Below are 22,529 nucleotides of genomic sequence, written 5' to 3'. Positions count from 1 at the left end.
AAACTATGATCTTTGTCAGGAAAATTAGCGATCAAAAGGTGGGATATGAAGGTCCCAAAATAGTCTGCCTGGGACCTTGGATTCTCACATGATTTCAAAGGCTTAGCGGAAAAGCCTTGAAATCCCCTCTCTTTTCTCATCGCGAGCGACCGTGGATGTCACATTTGTGCCCTGGCTTTGGGCATCAGTCAACAGGACGGTGGAGCGGTAATAATTTCCGCGTGCGGACCTCAAGTTTGCGGTCAGGCGGCCATAGCGCCCGGCAGCTTCGCGCCCTCAACGCAGATCTTGAGCACATGGTGCCTGCCGGATCGAAAGCGGATGTCCACTCAACCCTCCGGTTGCAAGCCCGCCTTTAGAGTCCCCAGCCCGTCGCGTTATCTTTTGGCATCGAAGTACTGTGTACTATGGGGGAGAGATGCTGCATTGGGCGGATATTGCTTTGCGACTGGTTACCACCGCGCCAAGAACTCCGGCGCACATGCCCTCTGTGATGTATATCAGGGGCGGTCGCGACAGTGGCCACGGTACAGGATCGCGTTATAAAACTGAGCTAGATAGGTGGCCATCCGGCAAAGTTCTTGTGTAGCACAAGTTGAACGTTGACCTTTCGCCAAACGCGCGACCATGATTGCTAGTCGTTTCATCACGTGAATAAAGCTTGTTGCATATGACTGAACCTTTAGAACTCTTCCTACAGCGTTGCGTTTCGATCGACCTAGAAGTTGATCCTGCAACCGCCGGCATCTTCGCTTTTGCGGCGGTGCGCGATGATGCTCGGCCCGCAATACTGGCAAAAAAGCGCGATCTCCTGGCAGCCCTAGATCGCCTGGAAGCAGAAGCAACTGGCGGCGTGCATCTGCTCGGCCACAACATACTTCGGCATGACTTGCCTCATCTTTTCGCGGTGCGGCCCAGGCTGGCGAATATTCTTAGATCACCGATAGACACTCTATGGCTCAATCCGCTCGCATTTCCGCGTAATCCCTACCACCACCTGGTCAAGCACTACCATGACGGGCGCCTGCAAGCGGGCCATATCAATGACCCTGAATTGGATGCGCGACTGGTGTTTCAGGTACTGCGCAATCAACTCGCGGCTCTGACCCAGCAGAACGCCGACCAACCCGATGCCGTCGCAGCCTTTCATTTCCTTGCTACAAGAATAGAGAACCCAGACGGGTTCGACGCGGTGTTTCGGGAGGTTCGCGGTGCTCCTGCGCCCGACCCTCTTGTGGCAAGAGAAGCGATCTCACGGCTTCTGGCGGGGCGCGCCTGCGAGAGGCGGGTCGAGCAGACGCTGAACCGCCTATCGAACCCGCAGCTTGGTTGGCCGATGGCCTATGCTTTGTCCTGGATCTTGGTCGCGGGCGGGGATTCCGTCATGCCACCTTGGATACGGGCGCAGTTCCGCGAGGCTGCACTGATCGTGGGGCACCTACGCGACGCCAATTGCAAAAGCCCGGATTGCACCTGGTGTAGCGAGAAGAACGACCCGGTCCGCGCGTTGTCGCGCTGGTTCGGGTTCGATGCCTTCCGCGCTGAGCCGGTGGATGATATGGGCCGCCCCCTGCAGGAGCGGATCGTCGATGAGACGATGCGCGGGTCGAGCGTCCTCGGTATTCTGCCGACCGGCACTGGCAAATCGGTCTGCTATCAGATCCCCGCCCTGTCGAAGTTCGATAAGACCGGAGCGCTGACGGTGGTGATCTCGCCGCTGGTCGCGTTGATGGCCGATCAGGTGCAGGGCATGGCGCGGGCAGGAATCTCCTCTGCCGTAACCATCAACGGAATGCTTTCGATGCCTGAGCGGCAGGATGCGCTGGACCGGGTGCGCATGGGAGAGGCGGCAATGGCGCTGATCTCGCCCGAGCAACTGCGCAGCAACTCCGTCCGATCGGTTCTCGCGCAGCGCGCGATCGGGCTGTGGGTGCTGGACGAGGCGCATTGCGTGTCGAAATGGGGCCACGATTTCCGGCCGGACTACCGCTATGTCAGCCGCTTCATCAAGGAATCCTCGGGGGATGAAGCGCCCGCGCAAGTGCTCTGCTTGACCGCCACCGCCAAACCCGAAGTGGTGCGTGACATCCGAGAGCATTTCAAGTCACGGCTTGGATGCGAACTTTTGCTGCTGGACGGTGGCGCAGTGCGCACCAATCTCAGTTTCGAGGTCCGGCCGACGCAGCGGGGCACCAAGCTGGCCGACATCCTCGATGTGATCGAGACCAAGCTACCACAGGAGGGTGCTTCGGGTGCAGTGGTCTATTGCGCCACGCGTAGCGAGACGCAGCGCGTTGCCGAGTTCCTCAAGCAGCAGGGTCTGTCTGCGGAACGGTTCCACGCCGGGCTGACGTCCGAGGAGAAGCGTGACATTCAGGAACGATTTCGCATCGGCGAACTGCGAATTATCGCTGCGACGAACGCCTTCGGCATGGGGATCGACAAACCCGACATCCGACTGGTGGTCCATGGCGACATTCCCGGATCACTGGAAAACTACTTGCAGGAAGCCGGGCGGGCCGGCCGCGACCGCGCTCATGCCAATTGCGTGCTGCTCTTTGCCGAAGAGGACGTCGAGCGCCAGTTCTCGCTTTCGGCTCGCTCGCGTCTGGCCCGGCACGAAATCGGCGCGATCCTGAAGGCCCTGCGGCGACTTGACGAGCGGACGAAGAAGACCGGCACCGTGGTGGCCACCTCAGGCGAAGTTGTCCGAGCTGAACGCGATCAGGAGTTTGAGCGCGACATCAACACCGACGACACCAGGGTGAAGACCGCGGTGTCCTGGCTGGAGGAAGCCACGCTGCTGAGCCGAGAGGAGAACAAGGTTCAGGTCTTTCCCTCATCCCTCAGGATCCGCAACCTGGAGGAAGTCGAGGCCATCCTGGCTAAGGCCGCGATCACCGGCACCCGCCGCAAGCAGCTTCTGGATATTACGCGCCACTTGATGAACGCGCCGCCCAATCAGGGCATTTCCACCGACGAGCTGGCCGGGATCAGCGGATTAACAGGGGGCATGCTGAACAAGGCGTTGGCCGATCTCGAGGCGCTCGGGATCGCCCGCAACGACGTCGTCGTCACGATCTTTGTCCACGTTGCAGTCGACGGTCATTCCCAGCAGCGTCTGGCGCAGGCCGCGCGGCTTGAAACGGCGCTGATTGCCCTGATGCGTGAGGCAGCCCCCGATGCCGAAGGTGCCGAAGGCATTCCCCTGCATCTGGCCGAAACCTGTCAGGCGCTCCGAAATCAGGGGCACAGCGCTGTGCGGCCCGACATCGTGGAAAAGCTGCTGCGCAGCATGGGCCGCGACGGGCGCGATCAGGATGGTGGTAAGGGCAATTTGCGGCTGCGCAAGGCTTCGCGCAACACGTTGATGGTCACGCTGCAACGGTCCTGGCAGGCATTGGAACAGACGGCAAACCTGCGGCGGCAGGGTGGCGAACTGTTGCTAGCACACCTTCTGGGAAGGTTGCCAAAGGGCAGCCGCGGCAAGGATATCCAGGTCGAAACCACGGTGGGTGATCTGCTCGCCACCCTGACAGGAGACGCGCTGCTACGCGGCAGCGGCATTCAGGACATGACAAAACTGATGGAGCGCGCACTTCTGTGGCTGCACGAGCAGGAGGTGGTAACGCTGGGCAAAGGGCTAACGATTTTCCGGCAGGCAATGACGGTCCATTTGAACACCTCGGGCGGCCAGTTCACCGTGAAGGATTTTACACCCCTGGAGGAACACTACGTTGAGCAGACGATCCAGACCCATGTGATGGCGACCTATGCCGAAAGGGGCCTTGCTGCGATGGATCAGGCGCATCGGCTGTCCGAGGATTACTTCGTGCTGGAACGCGATGCCTTTCTGCGTCGCTGGATGCCCGGCAAGGGCGGTGAGATCCGGCGTCAAACCACTGGCAGCTCCTGGAAAGCGATCGTTGAGGCGCTGAAGAATCCAGTTCAGCAAGAAATCGTCGCTGACGACCGCGAACAGACAAACGTCCTTGTGCTGGCGGGACCGGGTTCGGGCAAGACGCGTGTTCTGGTGCACCGCATCGCTTACCTGATCCGTGTCCGCCGCGAAGACCCCCGCGGCATCCTGGTGCTGACCTACAACCGGCATGCCGCCGCCGAGATACGTATCCGGCTGCGGCATCTGATTGGCGATGACGCGACTGCCGTGACCATCTCCACTTGCCACGCCCTCGCGATGCGATTGGTGGGCGCGAGCTTTGCCGGAACTTCGAACGAGACGTCACACGACTTCGACGGGATCGTCTTGGAAGCAGTGCGCCAGTTGAACGGCGAGGGACTCAGCAAAACCGAGGCCGAGGCACAACGCGATACGCTAATTCAGGGCTATCGCTGGATCCTGGTGGACGAGTATCAGGACATTGGCCCTGAGGAATATGCGTTGATCTCCGCCGTTGCAGGCCGCTCACTGGACGATAAGGAGCTTCGGCTCAGCCTGTTTGCGGTGGGCGACGACGATCAGAACATCTACGCCTTCGCTGGGGCATCCATCCGCTTCATCCGCCAGTTCGAGGCCGACTATAATGCACGACCGGTGTTCCTGATCGAGAACTATCGCTCGACTGGGCATATCATCGCGGCCGCCAACGCGGTCATTGCGCCAGCCTCGGCCCGTATGAAAGCCGGTCACGACATTGACATCGATCGCAAACGCAGCGCGGTGCCGCCAGGCGGAGAGATGGCGGCGCTCGATCCTGTGGCCCGTGGGCGGGTGCAAGTGCTGGACTGCCCATCCGGCGATGTGGTGCAGGCGATGACCGCAGTTGATGAACTCGTCCGCCTATCGCGCCTTGATCCGGAGTGGAGTTGGTCGCGTGCGGCGGTCATAGCTCGTGACTGGCGGCGGTTGGCTCCGGTGCGCGCTTATGCCGAAACGCTGGGCATTCCGGTGGAGATGGCAAATGAGAGCCTGCCCAGCATCTGGCGTCTGCGCGAAATGCAGCAGTTCATCGACCTCCTGCGCAGCGATCCTAGACGTTTGTTGGGCGTCCGTGATTTGGTGGGCATGCTGAACGCGATACCGTCCAACCGCTGGACCGACCTGATCGCCGAAGGCGTCGCCGCTCTGGCGAAAGAGCTTGCGAACAAAACCATGCCCGTGCCTGACCTCGTCGAGTGGTTCGCTGAGTGGGCCCATGATGCGCGCAGCGATCAGCGCGCACTGCTGCTGCTGACGGCGCATCGATCGAAAGGCTTGGAGTTCGAGGACGTCGTCATCCTGAATGGCGGTTGGGACCGGCCCTCTAAGGGCGAGGATCCCGATGCGCCGCGCCGCCTCTTTTATGTCGCCATGACCAGAGCGCGACGTAGCCTTGCCATCATTGCCGAAGGACAGCATTCGTTCGTCCCGCACGGCGAAGAGTATGCGCTGCGCCGCACCGCGCCAGACATCTCTGATGCCGCCGGTTCTCCGGCTGTGCTATACCAAGTGCCGAACCTCAAGACCGTGGACCTGTCGTGGGCCGGGCGTCTCGGGCCGGATCATCCCTCGCTTGTCGCAATCTCGGCGGCAAAGGCGGGAGCCCCACTTCAGATCGTGCGCGATGGCCTCACTTGGATAATGCAGGATGCTCGGGGGCAAATTCTCGGACGCATGGCCAAAAGCTGGTCACCTCCCGAAGGACTAAACTTCCTCCGCGGCGAGGTCGGCGCCATCGTGCGCTGGCGCAAGGCCGACAGTCAGGAAGAGTTCCGGGTGCACCTTAACCGAGATGTTTGGGAAGTGGTTGTGCCAGAGCTTGTGTTCGGCTGATAGCTTGCTCGTCACGAACGTCAGTATTTTGACTGTGCGATGTGGTGTCATCGCACAGCGTGGACAATGACAAAAGATCAGCTTCGAGCCCGTTTGAGACCTTTGCGGTTACAGACTCAACGTCTGCTTTCCGCTCTGTAACATTGGGAGCGTCAGCCTGATTTCGGCCCCAACACCGTCGTTGGGCGCGGCCCTTTTTTGCGGCAGCCGAATACGGTCCCCAGCCGTCTTTTACTGAGCTCTGGACGTTCTCGGGATCTGGAGAACGTCACATAGTTTCTGACTGAAAATTGTACCAAGTAGCTGTAGACGTCATTTTTTCAGTGGGGAATGGCAGCTTCTAAACAGCGAAAATATATTCAAAAATCGCTTGCCTGGTGACCTTGGATTCTCACGTGATTTCAAAGGCTTAGCGAGATTGCCTTGAAATCCCCTGTGTTTTCCCATCGCGAGCGACCGTGGATGCCACCTTTGTGCCCTGGCTTTGGGCATCAGTCAACAGGACAGGCGAGCGGCAATAATTTCCGCTTACGGGACCGAACGCGCCATCTGGCCGCTACCGCGTGGATGACCGCTTTGCGCCTTCAACTTGGTCATTCTAAGATCGGGCAACATTTTCCAGAAGCTGCCACTAGAGCGAAATTCTCCAAAAATGTATGACGTTGAGGAACGATGGCACTAGCCTGATTTTAGTAGTGCGGATGGAGAGCGATGGCAAAGACCACGTTTGAGCGCAGTGATCTAACGGACCTGATCGACTACCCGCGCGAGACGCTCGATATTGAACTCAAGGACTGGATCGATCTTGGTGACAAGGTCGCGCAGGCCAAGCTCGCACGGCATATCGCCGCGCTCGCCAACCATGGGGGCGGCTATCTTGTTTTCGGCTTTCGCGATGACGAAAGCGTCGCGCCTAACCGACCGACGGACCTTTCAGGATATAGCCGGGACACATTCGGTCGGATCGTCACCCGATATCTTGCGCCCGCTTTCCAGTGCGATGTCCGACTCGTTCAGTCGAGCGCCGGCCTCATTTATCCGGTCGTGCGCGTGCCCTCGCACGGATCGACACCGATCGGTTCCAAGGCCGATGGTCCACACGATCAGAAGGGCCAGCCACAGGGGATCCGGGCCGGCACCTACTATGTCCGTAAACCCGGACCGAAAAGCGAAGCGGCTATAGGCATCGAGGACTGGCAATCGTTGATCCGGCGTTGCGTTCTCTCCGATCGAGACAATCTGCTGGCGGATATTGCCCGTGCCGTCCAGCCCATCTCCGAACCACCACCGCCCGCGATAGCAGATCGGCTGAAGAACTGGCATGATGAGAGTGACGCGCGCTGGCGAACGACCCTCGAGAAGGCGGCCGCGTTGCGCTGGCTGGTCGATATCGGTGCTAATCATTGCCAGTTGAGCTATTTAATCCTGTCCGATACCGGTATTGCGATACCGGCGAACGAATTGCAGCCTGTTCTCGAACAGGTGAACCGCGACGTCCGCAAGACCGTCTGGACCGGATGGAGCATGTTCTACCCCTTCACGCGGCCGGAGATTGCGGCCGCGCTGCACCCCGAGTTCGACGATGGTAGCGGTGTCGACGTGCTGGAAAGCAATCTCGTTGGCGACGGAGACTTCGATACGAGCCTACCCGACTATTGGCGCTACGCCGTCGATGGCCGAGCAACTATTATCCGCCCATATCGCGAAGATCGGCAACGGACCTTCGAGGCGAAGGGGCGTCCGGCCGGTACTTGGCTCAGCCCTGAAACCGTGATTCGCGAAACAGCGGAGTTAGTGACGCACGCGCGGATCGTGGCCGAGCGATACGGCGGCAGCCGCGTCGTCTTTCGATGCACTTGGCGCGGCTTGGCCGGGCGCGAGATCGACGACTTCGGGGATACCTATTGGTCAGCCGGTCGGCATGCGCGCGCCGATCAACGCACCACCATCGGTACTTGGGACGTGCCGGTCCTTGCCGCTAATTGGCACGAGGTGGTCGCCCAGCTTTCCTGTCCGGTACTCAGCCTGTTCGGTTTTTCCGAGTGCGGCGCTGGGTTGGTTGCACGGCTCGCTCCGCGGTTCATCAAATTATGAGCTTTGTTCTAGCGCTTGCGATCGACGGCTGGCCGACCGCCCAAAGTGGCGTGAAATTGCAGCGAAGCTACGATGTCTCTCTATAAGTATCTTGCCGAGGAAGCTTACGCCCGCGCGCTGATCGACAAGGGCCAGATTTTCGCGCGCCCCCTGGGCTACTTCCGCGCCTACGAAGACGACTTGGTGCGCGGCGACCCGGACGACGGCAAGCTACGCTACGAGCCTGAAGAGGGCCTAGTGCTCACGAAGGAAAATGGCGATGTCGTTGAGATGCCGCCCGGCTGGCGGTTCCACGCTTCGGTCCGGGTTGACGACATTTTTGTCTATTGCCTGAGCACTGAGCTGTCGCCCGAGATCGCTGCGAAGTTCGAATGCCCATTCTGTGTCGAGGTCAAAGAGCCGAACCGCCTGCTTGGCCGAATATCGATGCATGTTCGGCTGCGTTCAAAACTTGACCGCAGGGGCGTATATAGTCGTGAGGTCGACTACCAGAAACTGACGGCGGCGCCCAACGCCGACTGGGCGCTCCCGGAGCGGGTTGCTTTCATCAAGCCGGAGGGCTGGGCATGGCAGAAGGAACATCGGATCGTTATGGGCCGAAAGGGCGCGTTTGCGGTCGAGAATGTCGAATGCGCCTTCGAAAAGGATGGTGGCGAAGTGACCGTTGGCACGACCGCGACCGATCCGCTGATCCTCCATGTCGGCAACCTCTCAAAGATCACCAAACTGCACACCTTCTAACGGGCGCGGCTGAAAAAATTGGGCACCAAACGGCTGCTTAACTCATTTCTGACGTGAAAGACGCCGGTCCGCTTACGGCCCCATAGCCCCAGCCGTCCCTTACGTCGGTCCGGCGGCACTTCGGGCAGGCCACCGGGTAGACCGACTCGTCCTTCCTCTTTGCCTCCTTCTTCTCATCCGGCGCCAATACGTCAATCTCGAAGCGATGACCGCAGTTCAGGCATTGGAAGCGCTTCACCTCAGGCATATTCGATCCCTGCCTGGTTGGTGAATTCGAGCCAGAGGACATCGGCGACCTGTTTCGCGTCGTAACGTTTCTTCTCGCTGCTCATGAAATCGTTCAGCGAGAGGAACATGTTGTACTCGTCGGCGTCGACTTGGACATGACCGTTTGACGTGTTTGACTCGCCATGGGACTGCCATGAGTAATTGATGTCGCCGAAGTGATGACGGCCGCCCTTGCTGTTGTGGACCGTGATGTGCGCGTCACGGCCGCCTTTGTAGCCACGGTTCACGACAGTGCACGTGAATGAATTGTCACTCATTTTTTCAAAGCGGGCCCGAAGGTCCTCGGCCTGATTCAGTTCCTCGCATGAGGTCTTGAAATAATCCTGGATGACACGGAAGGCCTCGTCTGCGAAATCTCGCCGTTGGATGGTGTCGAACTCTTGCTTGACCTTCAGGCGGCGACCACCCACTTCCTGTGCGTCCCGTTCGCCAGTCGGACCTGAAGTCTTCTTGTGCATGGATGTCGCTACTGCACGGAGGCCTTGGATGACATTTAGGTATGCAACATTCTCGTTCGTCCACTCCGGGATCGGCTTGCCGTCCTTCGGCAGCGCCATCCGACTCTTTAGAGGCGACGAGAGCCAGTCGCAGGCTTCTACGATCACCGGCACGATGTGAAGGAGGCCCTCGGCTTCAAGCTTTTGCGCGGCCTCGAATTCCTTTTCGTAGCAATAATTCGAAGCGAGGTAATCAGGGCTGACCAAGGCGATAAAGACTCGGCTAGCACGCAATGCCGTGAATACTTCGTTGTCGAGGTTTGATCCCGGTACAATCGCGTGGTCAGTCCACGTCTCGAAGACACCGTCCCTGAGCAGTTGAGCCATATGCTTATGAAGTCTTTCCAGATGCTTCGTGTCGGCATGCGAGTATGAAATGAAAGCGGTGACAGCCAACTCAGACCTCATATTTAATATTCGTCTGCAGAGACTAAAATATAGGCTTCTAACAGCTCGCCACCAAGTAGCTAGGCGAGATTTGTACACGTATTCCACCGTTCACCTTCAGCGTCTCCATCCTGCAGGAACAAGGCGTCCCCGCCACAACGGACGTGAAGCATCGTCGTGGGTGGATCCTCTCAAATCGAGTTGCGTTGCGGGTAAATATAAACAATCATAGCGATTACAGTATTCGCTCGATCGTATTGCAGTGGCAGACTTTCGAGTTGGCTTAGAGGGAGAATTCTTGAATCCGTTAGACTTGGTATCGGCAGCGCCGTGGGAACGCGTCGCGTTTACGACCTATGCGTTGAGTCTGTCGTTTTTCGAGGCAGTTGTCCTTGATCGTCTAGTCCGAGGCGGCAGTCGGTCGGCTCTAATCCTCGCCGATCCCGAAGGGGTGCGATCGGGACTGAGCGAGGAAGGCGCTCGACGTGCGGGTCGCGACTACGACATCGAGCCAGTCGGCTGCACAACGGGCGTCTTTCATCCAAAGATAAGTGTCTTCGCGTCTGCGCACGACGCCCATGTTCTCGTCGGTTCGGGTAACCTCACGTTTGGCGGCTGGGGAGGCAATCTGGAGGTTGTAGAACACCTCCATCCAAGTTTCGCTTCAGACGCCATGGCCGACGCGGCAGACATGTTCGAGCTTCTCGCCATGTCTGAACGCATTCAGACGGAGGCAGGCCCTGCTTTCATTCGATTGGCAGAGACTCTTCGCGCTGCGAACCGTACCGGACCAAGGACTGGCGCGGTACGAGTCATCCACAGCGTCGGCGGCTCCATCGGCTCGGAGATCGCGCGGTTCGCTGATGAACTCGGCGGTGCCCGAAGGATCACTTTCGTATCCCCATACCACGACCTTGACGGACGCGGAGTCGACGCTTTTTCCGACTTGTTGTCGTGCGACGATGTTCGGCTACACGTTCACGAAGATGGCAACGTTCGCGGTATCGGAGCGGTCTCGTGGCCGTTCGAGGGAAAACGCAAACGCGACGCAGTCGAAGTCTCGCTACCGTTCAAGGCTGATGGCCGTCTTCTTCACGCAAAGTCGATCGAGATCCTGTGCCAACGGGGGAGGCTGTTGGTAGCCGGCAGCGCCAACAGCACACATGCTGGGCTGTTCGGGGCAAACGTCGAGGCGTCGGTCCTTCGTATCCAACGACAAACATTCATAGGATGGAAGACGTCTTCCGCAGACGTCCCGCAACGGCCAGGCACCAAGGCGGCAGACGAAGGCGAGGAGATCACAGGCAGTGTCGGTATTCTCCGGGCTTCGCTTGATAGCGGCGCGATCAAAGCCACCGTCATCACCCCTAAAGTCCGTGGGCGAGTGAAAGTCTGCGTGCGAACAGTTCGGAAAACTCGCGAGCTTGGCTATGCTAACATCGATGCTACCGGCCGCCTGAGCATTGAGGCGTATGGCCTCGAACAGGACGCTTGGGAAATTGGGCGTCTTGTTCTTCGGCTAGAGCAGCAAGAGACAGTGGTCGAAGGGTTCGTTGCCATCACTGCCGCAACAGAGCTGGTGCGAAGGGTGGGTCCAATGGCGACCCGTCTGTTCGCAGTCCTTGCAGGCAATGAAACCCCAGCAGACGTTGCAGCTGTGTTGGCATGGTTTCGTGAGGATCCTAAGAGATTGCCTCGCGTTGCGAAGGAATCAGCGGCTTCTGCGGGGGGCCACGAAAGCGAGACTGCGACATTCGTGAACCTTGGAAGCCTCGAGGGTTCGATTGAAGATATTCGCGGCGGAGACAGCGCGAACGGCTCCGCCGCTTGGAAGAACGCGATGGCATTGCTGCGGTCGGCATTCTCGACACCGCGCGGGCCTTGGGACTCCGAAAGAGATGACGACGCCACCGACGACGGTAAGAAAACAAACGCGAAGCGCACTCGGGAAAATGATCAGCAGAATGCAAAGTCGATCGAGCATTTCGAGGCCCTGCTTCCTAAGATGCTCGACTCGGAAAGTCCTGCAGCAGATCCCTTTCTTGCCCTCACGCTGACGCATTTCGTCGCTGATCGAATACGACCGCCGTCTGCAAAGGTACGATCGTGGATTAGTCAGTTGCTGCCCGCAATAACGTCGTTCACCGGCTCGGCCGCTGATCAGGCGTTGGCGGCCTTCTTAGTATACTACGGGACGGATGTCGCGCCAAATGGCGCTGGAAGGGCGAGGCGTGCCCTGCTACTTCGCGGCGTTGATCCAAGCACGCTGACCCCCGGCATCTTCGAGACCATACCGGTCTTTATGGAGTTGCTTACGCAGGATTTCAATCCTGCGGAGTTCATCGAATGCATCGTCCGCTCCAAGACCGGTGGCGAGGAAGTTTGTGCCTATCTGCTTGCGGCCACCTTAGGGATGCCTTTTGAAGGATCCGTGCTCTTGTCGAAGTCGGACCAATGGGAAAAGCTTAAGAAGGCCCTGACCGATCGAGACCTTTTCAGCAAGTTCTCGGTCTTCAAGAAGCGGCCCTCCGGCTGCCCGCGTTGTCGCATGAATTTGCCGTTGGCACGCTCCGCCGACCTCCGTCAGCTCGGCGTCACTGAATGTTGCGGTCGTATTATTCTATGCGAGGAAATCTGATGCCGATGTCGGTTACCGAACTTCTTGAGGAAGCGGCTTCCAGAGAGGAGCCGCAGATTGCGAGCAAAATTGGCATAAGTCCCGGCGGCGTCGATCCTCTAGGACTCCGCCAGATCAATTTTGGGCTGATGGACCGAGTGTTTCCGGATCTTAACAACGTCGCCCGGCATATCCGACCTTACGTCATCATGGCGTGGGCATGGCGGCGAGTTCGCCGTATTCTCGAGAACGACAAGAAAAAGGGTGCTACCGACTTCGAGATGCGCGACTTCGTAGATCGAATTGAAGCAATCTACGCCTGGTCACAGTTTTTGGTCGACCCAAACGCAGACCTCCCAGGGGCAGTCGCAATGCGGGAATTGCTTGATGCTGAAAGTTATGTTTTCGGCGGGGAGGAGTGGAAGCGCCGGCGGGACATGCGTCGCTATTCGACGGGTCTCATTTCTCCGCTGAACTATGGGCCCAGCCTGCAAACAATGGGCTGGATCAAAAGAGCAGATGAAGGAGTAGGTGTCTTCGGTACCCCGCCGGAGCTCGATCCTGTTCTTGACGCCTTCGAGCGGAAATTTGAAGGCCAACTCGATCATCGTGCGTTTAGTCAATTTGGTCGGGTAAGGGTAAAGCGCGAGGACGCTGAACGATGGGGTAAGATGTGGTCAATGGAGAAGCCTCTGAAGTTAGAACGTGATGCATTTTACGAACGGCTTGGAGGATCGAAGGCGCCTGCTGCTCGTCGAAACGGGATCGAACTTATCCGCGCAGGCTCTGAAGATCTGGGCATCGAAGATTATGACGTCAACGAGATCAGGGCGCGCATGTCGGACCCGCCGCAAGCGTGGGATGCCTCTGACACGCGCCCGGCCATCGCATCCGATTGGCGTGCCGTCCAAGTGCGCCAAGTTTTCCGTCTCGCATTGGAAGGACTTTTCTTCTGGACCGTTGAAACGCTCGGTGACGGGCCGCTTCATAGCCAGGCACTGGCCGATGAATTCATTGCGCAGCTAGACAAGACGCAGATGCCCGAAACGGCCTCCACCTGGCTGTTTTCGTCGCGGGCGAACAGGAGCCCGGTTAAAGTCCTAGAGCTGATCAAGGCCGCTTTGCGATCGCGGGATCGGATTGCCGTGGCGGTTCTCGCCGGATTGCGCCACAGCTTGCGAGAAGCGCCAGACGAGGCGTTGGAGTTCGAGACGTTTGATCGCCTGCCGCTCGCTCGGGCTCGCAAAGAAGCCGAGCAATGGCGAGATTTTACTCCGCGGGATTTCTTGGTCCGGGTCATCGAGACATGGGTAATGGCTCAGCACACGTACTGGTGTGTTAATCGAGGACTGGCCGACGCACGCGGACGCGGCAAAACGATCCTGCGACTTCGGATTGTCATGGATGAAGGAGGTTGGACCCAAACGCCGGGTACCACGCTCGGGAACCCGCCAGAGGCCACCCCCGACCGTTTGGAAACCGCGTTAAACCTGCTGCGAGAGTGCCGCGTGTTGTGAGGAAAGACGCTCTGCCGAGGATGTTACGGCACTACCGAGCGTATTGTGCGGCATTGTTCTGCCGCCGTCATAGGCGTCGTTCATCATGTAACGGAGCCTTTCTAAGGGTGTTCGTTCTAGCGAAGAAATATGCGGTCATTCCTTATACTGACAGCCGCTTTCGGCGCGACGCCGCCACCGATCGATTGCTGCCGAAAACGGTCCCCAGTCACATTTCGCCCCGTTTGTCCTCGCGCTCCGCCATGGTGATCACAAGCGCTCCCATTGCGTGCCGGTGGTGACGTCGGTACTCATACCATCGATGTCGAAAGGGAGTTTGTCTCAGCTTGAAGCAAGCTTTCGTATCTAGTTCGTCGCCAAATGCAGGCGATTGGGCAGAACGTGGAATGAATGAATGAACAAGCTTCTTAATGGCAAGGTGGAATAGCATGGCAAGCCACTCGGACCTGGCCAACTTAATCTGGCAGATCGCTGACCTCCTCCGTGGGCCCTATCGCCCGCCGCAGTATGAGCGCGTCATGCTGCCGCTTGTCGTTCTGCGCCGCTTTGATTGCGTACTGGCCGACACCAAGGGCCCAGTTCTGGCGGAATATGCGCGACGCAAGGGTGGCAAGCTGGAAGATGATGCCCTTGATCGGATGCTGAACAAAGCTTCTGGGCACCGCTTCCACAACCGTTCGTCAATGACGTTCGAAACGATGATCGGCGACACCTCAGATCTCGTGGGGCATCTCCAATCCTACATCAGCGGCTTCTCGGCGAATGTTCGCCGGATCTTCGAGTATTTCGAATTCACCAACGAAATTGAGAAGATGAATGAAGCGAACATTCTTTATCTAGTGCTCAAGGAGTTCTTGAAGGTCGACCTTCATCCCGACCGGGTGAAGAACGATCAGATGGGCCTCGTATTCGAAAACCTCATCCGACGCTTCAACGAACTGGCCAACGAAACAGCGGGCGACCATTTCACGCCGCGTGAGGTGATCCACCTCATGGTCGATCTACTCTTCATGGATGCCGACGACGTCCTAAGCAAGCCAGGCACGGTGATGCGCATGCTCGACCCGGCATGTGGCACGGGAGGCATGCTCGCCGAAGCGCAAAGATACATGCGCGATCACCACAAGGACGCGAAGCTCTACGTCTACGGCCAGGACTACAACAAGCGCGCTTTCGCGACGGCCGCATCCGACATGCTGATGAAGCAGGTCGACCACAACGGTGGAGGCGAGAACGTCCAGTTCGGCGACAGCTTCACCGATGATAAGTTCGAGGGCCAGACCTTCGACTATTTCATCGCCAATCCGCCCTTCGGCGTGGACTGGAAGAGGCAGCAGAAGGAAATCGTCCGGCGGCACGAGAAGGCACCGCAGGGCAGCCCGTGGAGCGCAGGCCTGCCGCGCGTAAACGATGGCTCGTTGCTGTTCCTGCAGCACATGATCTCGAAGTTCGAAGTCGTCGATCCCAAGGCGCAGAAGTATGGCTCGCGGGCGGCCATCGTATTTTCGGGCTCACCCCTGTTCACCGGCGGCGCGGGCGGCGGCGAAAGCAATATCCGCAAGTGGATCATCGAGCGCGACATGCTCGAGGCCATCGTCGCCCTGCCGGAGCAGATGTTCTACAACACCGGGATCGGCACCTACATCTGGATCGTCACAAACAACAAGCCCGCGCATCGCAGGGGCACTATCCAGCTAGTCGATGCGCGCGACATACATATGCCGATGGGCCGCAGTCAGGGTGACAAGCGTCGCAAGATCGGAGCGGGCAAGGCACCCGAAGGCGACGACCGCCCGGATGAGCCCGATCAGATCGCCGAGATCGTGCGCCTTTATGGGGCGTTCGCGCCGAATGCGAAGTCAAAGATCTTCGACAACGACGACTTCGGCTACACCCGCGTCACCATCGAACGTCCCCTTCGGCTGCGCTACCGGATGTCGGTCGAGGATAAGGCCCGCTTCCTCGACGCCGCGGCGCATCTGCTCGACGACATCCAGGCAATCGACCAGGCGCTGGGGCGCGAACCGGAACTGGACTGGAACAAGGTCTGGGGCAGCATCGAGAAGCTGTTGGAGAAGCGGCAGTCGCGCTGGCGTGCGCCCGAGGTCAAGCTTTTCCGCAACGTGTTCACCGTGAAGGATACCGAGGCCAAGCAAGTGAAGTCTGGGAAAAGCTTCGAGGCGGACCCCGACCTGCGCGATTTCGAGAACATCCCGCTGAAAGAGGATATCGACGCTTACTTCGCACGTGAGGTGCTGCCACACGTGCCCGATGCCTGGATGGACCGTAGCAAAGACAAGGTCGGCTACGAGATCAACTTCAACCGCCACTTCTATCAGTTCACGCCGCCTCGCAAGCTTGTCGACATCGACGCGGACCTGAAAAAGGCGGAAGAGGAAATCCTGCGCCTCCTGCGGGAGGTGACGGAATGATGGCCCAAAACCAATTCCCGCGGCACCGACTGAAGTTTGCAGCAACGATCAACGATGAAACGCTGACCGAAGATGTAGATCCTGATTTTGAGATTCAGTACATCGATATCGGAAACGTGAATTCGTCAGGGACCGTTGATCAGGTCGCGAGCTATCGCTTCGAAGCTGCGCCGAGTCGGGCGCGTAGAATTGTTCGTGACGGTGATGTCATCATCTCTACTGTCCGGACTTACCTTCAGGCTATTGCGCCAATTACAGCTCCGCCCGAGAACCTTATCGTCTCAACTGGCTTTGCAGTGATCAGGCCTCGTCCTGACATGATGGACCCGAAATTCTGCCGATATGTCCTTCGCGAACCGACTTTTCTGGCGGAAGTGGAGATGCGATCTACGGGCATCAGTTACCCGGCGATCAATGCTTCTGAGATAGGTGACATTGCAATCCCGCTGCCGCCAATCTCTGCGCAGAAGATGATCGCTGACTACGTGGAAACGGAAACCGCCGAGATCGACACCCTGATCGGCGCCAAGCAGCGGCTGCTTGAACTGATGGCCGAGAAGCGACGCGCTATCGTGGCCGAGGCTGTCATGCGTGGCCTCGAACCTTCAGCCCCGCTGCGTCCATCCGGCATCGACTGGCTTGGCGATATCCCTGCGCATTGGAAGGTTCGCCGGGTCGCAACCATGTTTTCCCAACGTGATGAGCGAAACGAACCCGATCTGCCGTTGCTGGAGGTCTCCATCAACTCGGGCGTTGCAGTTCGTGAATTCTCGAGCGACAAGATTGAAGGGACGGCAGCAGACTTTAACACCTACAAGATCGCTTGCCGTGGCGACATAGCTTTCAACAAGATGCGCATGTGGCAGGGTGCCGTGGGTGTTGCACCAGTTGATGGTCTCGTTAGCCCCGATTACACCGTCGCGACCGCGAAGGCGGAGCTTCTTCCCGAGTACGCTGGCCAACTCTTCCGCACAGCGTCGTTCAGCGCGGAGTGCGGGCGCAACTCTCAAGGCATTACCTGGGACAGACTGCGCCTCTACTGGGATGGGTTTCGAGACATCTTCATGCCGGTCCCGCCGCTGCATGAACAGCAACAGCTCGTCGACCACATCACGGCAGAAACCGCCAAGATCGACCGCCTGCGCGCCTCGACCGAGAACTCCATCGCATTGTTGAGGGAGCGCCGGGCAGCCCTGATAGCAGCGGCCGTGACCGGCCAAATCGAAATCCCGGAGGCGGCATGAAGATCAGACGGCTCAGCGTTGCCGGCCTTCGCGGCTTCGACCATGCGACGTTCGAATTCGATCCGCACTTCACGTTACTGGTGGGTGTCAATGGCGTCGGCAAGAGCAGCGTCCTCGAGGCTCTGCGGGTCTCACTGTCTCGGGTTTTGCCTAAGTTCACGGCGAGCCGCTCGACGCCTCTGGCATTCGCCGCCCAGGATATCCGGCAGGTAAGCGCCTCGCTGACCGTCGATCTGGATCTCGACTTCCCCGAAGGGCAACGGAACCTACTGCTGCACAAGCCGAGAGAACAGTTTATTCCGGATGAAGAGGGGTCTGTTCGGAACGCGACGTTAGACACGCCTGAAAGGGAAGAGCTGTCACCCCCACACTGGCCGAAGGTCGATCCGTCAGGCAATCAACCCATTGCAATCTACTTCGGAACGCGCAGATCGCATCCCACCGATGAGCAAATCAAGATTGGTCGAAGCCGCGGAGGTCAGGCTGCGGCATTTGCCGATGCGCTTTCCGATGTCCGGCCCCTTCATCTACGAGACATGGCGTCGTGGATGCTGGCGCAAGAGGCGTTGGCGGAAGAACTGCCGCGTGCAAGACTCCATCTTGAGGCCCTGAAATCCGCCGCAGCCCGTTTCTTGCCGACTTGCACAGGGCTGCGGGCGACCAACGGCGCGGACAAGCCACGGCTGTTGATCTCAAAGGACGGCGTTGAACTCGACGTGCGGTATCTCTCTGAGGGAGAGCGAGGCGTGCTTGCGCTGGCTCTCGACCTTGCTCGCCGCCTCTCGCAATCCAATCCAGTCTTAGACGACCCAGTCAGAGACGGCGTCGGAGTCGTTCTGATCGATGAAATTGATATGCACATGCACCCGCTTTGGCAGCGCCAGATCGTGCCTCTTCTGACGGAGACGTTCCGTGGCTGCCAGTTTATTGCCACCACTCATTCGCCGCAGGTGATTGGAGAAGTGGCTCACGACAGGATCCTGCTCATCAAGGACGGCCATGTCTATTCGCCAGCGCGCTCATTCGGGATCGATTCAAGCCGTGTCCTCGAAGAGGTAATGGACACCAAATCGCGGAATGCAGGCGTGGAAGCCAAGATAGCGAAAATTGCGAAGCTCATAGGCGATGGAAAAGTAGACGCTGCAAGGGCTGAAATAAAAAAGCTTTCTGCAGATATCGGTGAGGATGACCCGGAGATTACGCGCGCAATGACCCTTCTCGATTTCATGGAGGGGGATGCGTGAGGATGATCACTAAAGGCGCCGAACCGAACAGTCTCACGTACCACCGGGCTCAGGCGCATAGCGACTACGATAACTACGCTCAGAAAGACGACCTACGCGCAGCTCTGGTCGGCGAGCAAAAGGGCCTGTGCTGTTACTGCACCGGGCGTGTTCGGGCGGAATCGACCGCGATGAAGATTGAACACTGGCAAAGCCAGGCGAACTATCCCCAGCAGCAACTTGTCTACGCAAATCTGCTCGGCGCGTGCCTTGGCGGGGAAGGGAGATCGCCGACCGCTCAGCACTGCGACACCAAAAAGGCCAATCGCGATCTTAATTGGAATCCGGCAGATACCGCTCATGCCATTGAAACAAGGCTGAAGTATCTCGCCGACGGGACAATTTCAAGCCCGGACGAAGACTTCAACACACAGTTGAATGGCACTTTAGGTTTGAATTTCAGTTACTTGAAGAGCAGTCGGAAGGCCGTGCTGGATTCCGTACTCCAATGGTGGCGTTCCACACCAGATGCTCGACAAAAGGTCCAACAACAGATCAGTTACCGCATCAACGCGGCGGAGTATCAGCCGTTTAGTCCAGTCGCAGTCTGGTTTCTTCGGCAGAAGCTGTGAGGTAGAACGGCATGAACTACGCTAGGCATTCAGAAGGTGCGTTCGAAACCGTCATCGAGGCCACTATGCTGGCGAACGGTGCCGTGCTGGAACCTCCGTCGAGGTTCGACCGCGCTCGCGCCATATTCCCTGAGACAATCCTCTCCTTCATCCGCGACACACAGCCGAAGGAATGGAAGGCTCTGGAGGCACTACACGGGGAAAAGACCGGCGCCCAAGTCCTTGCCGATCTCACCAAGTGGATGGATCGGGAGGGCTCACTGTCCACCTTGCGGCATGGGTTCAAGTGCTACGGCAAGACTCTGCGTGTGGCCTTCTTCAAGGCGGCGCATGGGCTGAACCCCGAATTGGAAGCCCGATACGCCGCCAACCGCATCGGGATCACGCGGCAACTCCATTTCTCAAAAAACTCTGAAAAGTCCTTAGACGTTGCGCTGAGCGTAAACGGCATTCCAGTCGCGTCGGTCGAACTCAAGAACCCGATGACCGGGCAGACGGTCGAGCACGCCTTGCACCAGTACCGCCACGACCGCGATCCGCGCGAGCCGATCTTCGAGTTCAAGCGGCGTATGCTCGTCCACTTCGCAGCCGACACCGACACGGTGTTCATGACCACGCGGCTCGCGGGAGCAGCCACCCATTTTCTGCCCTTGAACAAGGGCAACAACGGTGGCGCTGGTAATGCGCCCGACCCCAAGGGTCGCAGTTACCGCACGGCCTATCTCTGGGAAGAGGTGTTGCAGCGTGACAGCCTACTCGATCTGTTGGCGCGCTTTATCCACCTGCAGGTTGAGGAAAAGCGCGACGATCAGGGCCGGAAGGTAAAAAGGGAGACGATGATCTTTCCGCGTTACCACCAGCTCGAAGCGGTTCGCTCGCTGGTGGATCAGGCGCAGCGCGAAGGCGTAGGCAACAACTACCTGATCGAGCATTCCGCCGGCAGCGGCAAGAGCAACACCATCGGCTGGCTCACACACCGGCTGGCGTCACTGCATGACGACAAGAACGCACGCGTGTTCGACAGCGTGATCGTGATCACCGATCGCGTGGTGCTGGATAAGCAGTTGCAGGACACCATCTATCAGTTCGAGCACAAGCACGGCGTCGTGCAGAAAATCGACGAGAGTTCGCGCCAGCTTGCGGAAGCGCTCGAAAGCGCCGTGCCGATCATCATCACTACCTTACAGAAGTTCCCCTTCGTCTCGCGTCAGCTCGCGAAGATGGCGGAGGAGCGCGGGGAAGCGAATGGCGGCACGCTAAGGTCACGGCACTGCGCCGTTATCATCGACGAAGCGCACAGCTCGCAGGGCGGCGAAACGGCGACCGATCTGAAGGAGGTTCTGGGCGGTCAGGGCCTTCGCGAGGAAGCCGCGAAATACGGGGCCGAGAACGACGAAGAGGATGTGGAGGAACTCTACCGCTCGATGGCGAAGCGCGGGCGGCAGGCAAACTTGAGCTTCTTTGCCTTCACCGCAACGCCGAAGCACAAGACCTTCAAGGTGTTCGGACGCGATGACAAGCCCGCCCATCGCTACACGATGCGACAGGCAATTGAGGAAGGGTTCATCCTCGACGTGCTGAAGCACTACACGACCTACGCCACCTATTTCCGGCTCCTGAGGGCGAGCGAAGACGATCCGAACGTCGAGCGGAAGAAGGCTGCTCGCGCGCTTGCCCGTTTTCTCAAGCTGCATCCTCACAACATCGCCCAGAAGACGGAGGTGATGATCGAGCATTTCCACGCCGCGACCCAGCACAAGATCGGTGGCCGGGCCAAGGCAATGGTAATCACAGGTTCGCGTCTCGAAGCGGTCCGCTACAAGCAGAGCTTTGACCGCTATATCAAGGATAAGGGCTATGCCATCAAGTCGCTGGTGGCCTTCTCCGGCATTGTCACGGACGACAAGCTGAAGGATGTCGCCTACACCGAAGAGGGGATGAATCTCGGCGTCCGTGAGAAGGAACTGCCAGAGGTCTTCGCCACCCAGGAGTATCAGGTGCTGCTCGTCGCCGAGAAGTACCAAACGGGCTTCGACCAACCCTTGTTGCACACAATGTATGTCGACAGGCGGCTTGCTGGTATTCAGGCAGTTCAAACACTATCGCGCCTGAACCGTATCCATCCGCTGAAAGAAGACACCTTCGTCCTCGATTTCGTAAACGAACGAGATGAAATCCGCGAGGCATTCAAGACCTATTTCGAGGGCGCCGAGGTGGGCGAGGACGTCGACCCAGCCCGAATGTATGAGATAAAGAGCGAACTCGACGCCGACGGAGTCTATATCGGCGAAGACGTTGAACGCTTTAGCGCCGTCTATTTCAAGCCGCGCCAACGCCAGAGCCCGAACGATCATCAGTTGATGAATGCGGCACTTGATCCGTGTGTGACCCGCTTCAAGGAAGTTCAACAGGAAAAGCCAGACGAGGCCGAGCTGTGGCGGGGCAAGCTGATGGCTTTCTGTAGCCTCTATGGGTTCCTCAGCCAGATCATTCCCTATCAGGATACGGACCTTGAGCGCCTGTATGTTTTCCTGCGGCACCTCGCGACCAAGCTGCCGAAGCGCGGCGCTGGGCCGTCTTACCAGTTCGATGACGAGGTGCGGCTTGAGTATTATCGCCTGCAGAAGATCAGCGAAGGCTCGATCAGCCTGAGCAATGGAGAGGCCAATCGGCTTGATGGCCCCTCCGAGTTAGGATCCGGTACGCTTCGCGAGCAACCGCTTGCACTGTCCCGGCTCATCGATGTCGTTAACGACCGGTTCGGCACTGATTTCAATCAGGCAGATCAACTGTTTTTTGATCAGATCGTAGAGGCTGCTGTTTCCGACGTGGCGCTGAAGCAGGCCGCGTCCGTCAACCCTGGCGAAAAGTTCGAGCTTGTATTCAAGAACTTGCTTGAAGCGCTTTTCGTTGAACGCATGGACCAGAACGAGGAGATTTTCGCTCGATTTATGAACGACAAGTCGTTTCAGAAGGTCGTGCTTGGATGGCTTTCATCCGAGGCATATCGCAAGTTGCGCCTGCCTGGTGCGAGCCCTATTTCAAGCAACGAGGCCCCTGATGTCGGTTCCTGACTACCAGACA

The 22,529-nt window shown here is 58.4% G+C and carries 11 protein-coding genes; 10 read left to right on the top strand and 1 reads right to left on the bottom strand.

All coding sequences use genetic code 11. The annotated features are described in order from the left end of the window. Window positions 1-670: 670 nt before the first annotated feature. The 3 genes from RLEG4DRAFT_RS59230 to RLEG4DRAFT_RS59220 all read left to right on the top strand — a co-directional run bounded on the left by RLEG4DRAFT_RS59230 (window position 671) and on the right by RLEG4DRAFT_RS59220 (window position 8,608). Entirely contained in the window at window positions 671-5,773 is a 5,103-nt protein-coding gene (locus RLEG4DRAFT_RS59230; protein WP_003574515.1) for a RecQ family ATP-dependent DNA helicase, read from the top strand. A gap of 711 nt (window positions 5,774-6,484) precedes the next feature. Further along, window positions 6,485-7,867 (top strand): AlbA family DNA-binding domain-containing protein, encoded by a 1,383-nt coding sequence (locus tag RLEG4DRAFT_RS59225; RefSeq protein WP_003574517.1) that lies wholly within the window; start codon window positions 6,485-6,487, stop codon window positions 7,865-7,867. Between the two features lie 72 nt (window positions 7,868-7,939). After that, complete coding sequence (locus RLEG4DRAFT_RS59220; protein WP_003574519.1) at window positions 7,940-8,608, top strand: hypothetical protein; 669 nt, start codon at window positions 7,940-7,942, stop codon at window positions 8,606-8,608. 239 nt (window positions 8,609-8,847) lie between these two features. Here RLEG4DRAFT_RS59220 and RLEG4DRAFT_RS59215 read toward each other — a convergent pair whose 3' ends face one another. After that, complete coding sequence (locus RLEG4DRAFT_RS59215; RefSeq protein ID WP_003574524.1) at window positions 8,848-9,789, bottom strand: toll/interleukin-1 receptor domain-containing protein; 942 nt, start codon at window positions 9,787-9,789, stop codon at window positions 8,848-8,850. Window positions 9,790-10,078: 289 nt separating this feature from the next. Here RLEG4DRAFT_RS59215 and RLEG4DRAFT_RS59210 point away from each other — a divergent pair, with 289 nt between their 5' ends. From RLEG4DRAFT_RS59210 to RLEG4DRAFT_RS59180, 7 genes are all read left to right on the top strand, one after another. Continuing rightward, complete coding sequence (locus tag RLEG4DRAFT_RS59210; protein WP_003574527.1) at window positions 10,079-12,418, top strand: hypothetical protein; 2,340 nt, start codon at window positions 10,079-10,081, stop codon at window positions 12,416-12,418. Window positions 12,419-12,423: 5 nt separating this feature from the next. Then, on the top strand, window positions 12,424-13,914 hold the full coding sequence (locus RLEG4DRAFT_RS59205) for a septum formation inhibitor-activating ATPase (RefSeq protein ID WP_210161320.1): 1,491 nt from the start codon (window positions 12,424-12,426) through the stop codon (window positions 13,912-13,914). A gap of 428 nt (window positions 13,915-14,342) precedes the next feature. Then, window positions 14,343-16,346: a type I restriction-modification system subunit M gene (locus RLEG4DRAFT_RS59200; protein WP_003574531.1), complete on the top strand. Its 2,004-nt coding sequence runs from the start codon at window positions 14,343-14,345 to the stop codon at window positions 16,344-16,346. Next, complete coding sequence (locus RLEG4DRAFT_RS59195; protein WP_003574533.1) at window positions 16,343-17,590, top strand: restriction endonuclease subunit S; 1,248 nt, start codon at window positions 16,343-16,345, stop codon at window positions 17,588-17,590. Before RLEG4DRAFT_RS59200 ends, RLEG4DRAFT_RS59195 begins: the two co-directional genes overlap by 4 nt. Further along, a complete protein-coding gene (locus RLEG4DRAFT_RS59190; RefSeq protein ID WP_003574535.1) occupies window positions 17,587-18,834 on the top strand; it encodes an AAA family ATPase in 1,248 nt (415 codons plus the stop codon). The genes RLEG4DRAFT_RS59195 and RLEG4DRAFT_RS59190 overlap by 4 nt, the downstream gene beginning before the upstream one ends. A gap of 2 nt (window positions 18,835-18,836) precedes the next feature. Further along, window positions 18,837-19,445 (top strand): retron system putative HNH endonuclease, encoded by a 609-nt coding sequence (locus RLEG4DRAFT_RS59185; RefSeq protein ID WP_003574537.1) that lies wholly within the window; start codon window positions 18,837-18,839, stop codon window positions 19,443-19,445. 11 nt (window positions 19,446-19,456) lie between these two features. Next, complete coding sequence (locus RLEG4DRAFT_RS59180; RefSeq protein ID WP_003574539.1) at window positions 19,457-22,519, top strand: type I restriction endonuclease subunit R; 3,063 nt, start codon at window positions 19,457-19,459, stop codon at window positions 22,517-22,519. Window positions 22,520-22,529: the final 10 nt, after the last annotated feature.

The organism is Rhizobium leguminosarum bv. trifolii WSM2297 (assembly GCF_000271845.1).
The sequence above is the reverse complement of the archived record's forward strand: the minus strand, read 5'-3'. Positions and strand labels throughout refer to the sequence as shown.